Origin of the sequence: Succinimonas sp., from assembly GCF_045225735.1 — a bacterium.
Classification (GTDB): Bacteria; Pseudomonadota; Gammaproteobacteria; order Enterobacterales; family Succinivibrionaceae; genus Succinimonas.
The window spans coordinates 1-4,132 of record NZ_JBGVBR010000091.1; the positions used below are offsets into that span (position 1 = coordinate 1).

Here is a 4,132-nt window from a genome sequence, read left to right on the forward strand (position 1 = left end):
TTCGGCAGAGAGCAAACCCTTAGTATAAAGCCCGATAACCGTTTCGATAACCGTTTGTTTTTTAATTTCCGGGGTGGCTTTTGCAACTACTATCTTGTCTCTTGCTGCGTCTCTCTCGTCTAAAAAATCATCAAATTCCTGCTCATTTCTAAATGCCTGCTCCATATCAATCTCCATTTCTGCTCTATGTTCATCAATAAAATCAACAAAAAGGTTGTACTCTTTATTGCAGCACTCTTCCCGAAGCTTTTTCATAAATTGTCCGTAATTTTCACATTCTTTTCTGAGATGTGACACGCTTTTGGAAAATCCGACGTATTGTCCCGGCACGGTCTTGCTGTCTGGCGAAGTGATAACATGGATGCCGAAATCAAGGTCAAAACCGTCTCTCTTTCCTGATTTGAACATTTTCTCCGCAAAACTAAGCTTATCGGGCTTGTCTCCTTCTCCGGTGTATATGAGAAAAAAGCACGGCCGGGGAAGAAAAAAATGACGCTTGTGATGCTTGTCCAAGTGATGATCACGGGTATAATTCCGGAAGATCTCCACAAGGTAATCCCAGAAACGGTACGGCATATTATCATTCCAGGTGCTCTGAGCTTCTACCAGAAAAACAAACTCATCCTGACCATCGTCATTTTTTACCAGAAAACCCAGATCGTTGGCTATCTGCGTTTCAAAGGATTTTCCTTCCTCCAAAGTAACTCTTTCAATATCTTCAAGCCTGATTTTCCGATTGCTTACTGATTCGTAAAACTTTTTTACGTTTTCGTCAACCGCAAAAAACCGCTTGAAAACGACATCGTAAATTTTTACTTTCGAATACAGAATGCACCCTTTTTCTTTTAATTCCGTAAGATCGGTTGCTGAAGTTTCAGGAACATCCTGTGTTTGGGGATTTTCTGCTATTTCTACCACTTGTATCACCTCATTGGTTGTTAACGACGAAGCCTATTATATGGGGGATTCTGCTTTTGTAAAGCGAAAAATCACTAACTTTCATACTTTTTTTACCTTTGCTATATGTATGATAATAACTATTCCCATGCCTTGCAGATGCGGCAGATTTTCTAGACCTGTTCAGAACGGATTTCCAAAAAGATCGCTTACGGCTCCAAAAATGCTATTTTTCATTAACAATGAGCACAGTTTTGCGTATCAGTGCTCTTAAGGACGTAACAAATCGGCTTTTGTGAAATTTCCTTTTGCATGTCGGGAAACGGCACCGGAAGCGCCAGCAGGAATCTCTGCTATCCGAAACAGGCGCTAACATGCCCCGAAATTCCCGTAATATCGTGAAAGAGCGTGGTTGCGCTGCTCTCCCGGATCACAGGATGGCATGGGGAAAAATAGAATCTGCCCTCTTAAGCCTCTCGCATAACGCAAAACGATGATTCTGAGACTGTCTGGCGTCATGAATAGACGGGAGCGGGGTTCTGAAGAGCAATGCGATATGGAAAGAAGCATTTCGGAAGCCGGGGCCGGACATCTGTTCCGGACGTTTTTCTGTGAAACAGCTCCTTTTATGCACCTTATGCAAAATCTCCTGCGCAGGCATCTCTTACGCAGCCATTCTTACGCAAAGGGGTCTTACGCAAAGGGAGCCGGCAAAAAGTTAAGAATTGCCGTCAGGAAGTCCCCCGTTTCATGGGGCCGCATTTGCGAACCTCCGGAGCGGAAAGGACAGAAATTCCGGAAAAGCAGAAGAAGGTCAGAGCGGCATTCTTCAGCATCAGCTGTGAGTAAAAGCCAGACAAATTTGGCTCCGGCAGGATTGGTTTTCGGAAGAAAATTAAGGCAGATCTCAGGATGGTGATACCCTGAAACCAAACTTTTTTATCTGCCCCGGTCTTAATTAAGAAGCGCTCTCAGCGCCGGACGCACGCCGCAGGGCTGCCGGGCCGAGAACCAGTGCATGGGCTGCCGGGGATCGGTATTAACCCGCATGACATAGCCGGGATCCCGGCCCTGGGAACGCAGCCACCAGGGACTGAAGCCGTTACGGAGGTTTACCGGAGCCTCGTGGGTTCTGGCATATGCCGTGGAGCGGCACATGAGCTCCGCCCGGTTTTTGAAATACCGTCCGGCCTCCGCAATGCTGAGACAGAACACCCGATCCTGCGACACCTCCGTCTTTTTCCGGAGGGGATCGTCATTGACAATGCGGGAAACCGCAATGGCCCGCCGTTCCTCCCGGGTGAAGGCCTCCTCCAGAAAGCTCCCGTTAAGCCAGTTCCGGAGCTCGCATTTCTTCCAGGAAGCCCCGTCATTCCAGAAGTGAAACGGCAATGCGTCAAGAGCGTACCGGCTTAAAAGGAGAATGCCCTCCCCGGAAACCTCCAGAACCAGCCACTCTATGGGAGTTTTAACTTCGGGGTCATGCTGCCTGCAGCTCCCGAAAAGCACGCTCCCTCCCGGCCGGGGATCGAAATACCTCCTGCCGCCAGCGGAAACGGAGCCCAGAGCTGCCGGAGCGCGGGAAAACGAGCTTATAAACCGGTCTATGAAGGAAGCCTGAGAAATGGCAGCGCTGAGCCGGTCATAGGAGTTCTCCCGCCAGAGATCCCGATCAAGCTCTCTCAGGGCCGGGCCGAAGCGGGCCATGATCTCGCGGAGATCGCGGAAGCGCTTTTCCCGTGCCAGTTTATCGATAAAGGCATTAAAATCACTGCCGCTCTCAAACTGATATTCCCCCTGCCCGAATACCGCCCGGAAGGCTGTGTCCCCGCCGGATCCCGCATCGCTGTCCGGCGCCGGAGCATCAGGGTGATTTGCGGCGGGATTTTCTGAGGAAGGATTGCCGGCCGGGGCCGCCATCATGCTCACAAAGCCCCGCTTGTCGGAAGATCTGGCGGCGCTTCGGATATAGGCAATTATCCTTCCGGTCAGGATCTCAATGCAGGCGTCACGAGGCCCTACCTCAAAAACAAGATCCGAAAACTCCCGCACCGGTGCAGAGGCGCCCCCTCCGGAAAAAAGCAGGGTAATGACATCGGCGTTTTTTAAGCGGGACAGCGATCCCGTTCTTACGGCATCCCGGGGGATTCCGGCCGTGAAGAAAATAACGAGGGGGCGGAGATCCCCGCTCCTTTCCTCCGGGAGATCCCCGGACTCAGGAGCGGCGGCCGCGGCGATCTCGCGGGAAAGAACGTTAAGGCATGCGCCCAGGTCAGCCGTACCGCCTCGGGGAGCGGCATCCGCAAAGCTGAAGGAGTAAACCGGGGCGAGACTGTTTAATACCCTGGCGCTGTCAGCGAGGATCAGGCACTCTATCCATACCGCTTCCACCGCCCAGAGGTCGCTCCTGATGGCGTTTATGATGCTTCTGGCCGCAATATTTACCTCCGCCTGCCGGCCCCGGAGGGATGCGGAGGCATCGATAACAAGGTATAGAGGCAGTCTTCGCAGCATATATGATGTGATTCCCAAGTCCGCGCAGTTCCCTTAAGGTTTCAGGAACCGCCGGAAAAATCAGACGGCTTGTCCTTTATGAAAAGTTCCTGCCGGTCCCTGCCCGATTACACAGACCACGGATCTTCCGGAGAACGCTCGCGAATAACGTCATCCAAAATGATTCTCGTGGCGAGGCGCACGGCGAGCTTCTGCTTCACGGGGCAGCCCTCCCCCATCACGGTTCCGTCTGCCGCGACAAATGCCGCCTGCTTTTTATCCGCGCCGGAGGAACGCAGCCACCAGGGGGTATTCTCTTTAACCTCTCCTGTACCGTAATCAAAAAGAGGACATGCTCTTTCCGCATTGCCGCTGAAATAACGTTCGGCCTCATCAATGCTGAGACAGAAGATCCGGGAGGTCGTACCAGGGCCGGTCTCAGTGTCAAGAAGGCGCAGGTTCTCGGTATATGAAAACGACTCCTTCAGAAAATCATGGTTGAGATAATGGTTCAGCTTTGAGCTCTGCCAGCCCTCCGGGGTTCCGGGATTATGATATTCCCGGAAGAAAACGGGGTACCGGCTGATAATTAAAGCGCCTTTGGCGGGGGCTTTTCCGGCCGGAAGCGCTTCATTCCCGGGAATATCGAAGACATCCAGCACCTGCCACTCCATGGTTCTTTGGGTTTTGAATATTGCATTGTCATTAGCGGCGACCTGACATCTCCCGAATTTCAGCATAT

The 4,132-nt window shown here is 51.6% G+C and carries 3 protein-coding genes; all 3 read right to left on the reverse strand.

What is annotated here, in order from left to right; genetic code table 11:
* A partial coding sequence (locus ACJROR_RS03280; protein WP_406545842.1) for an Rpn family recombination-promoting nuclease/putative transposase occupies positions 1-918 on the reverse strand: 918 nt, incomplete at its 3' end.
* 933 nt (positions 919-1,851) lie between these two features.
* Positions 1,852-3,429, reverse strand: coding sequence for a DUF6273 domain-containing protein (locus tag ACJROR_RS03285; protein ID WP_406545843.1), 1,578 nt, complete (start codon positions 3,427-3,429; stop codon positions 1,852-1,854).
* Between the two features lie 89 nt (positions 3,430-3,518).
* The coding region (locus ACJROR_RS03290) for a DUF6273 domain-containing protein (RefSeq protein ID WP_406545844.1) at positions 3,519-4,132 on the reverse strand (614 nt) is incomplete at its 5' end.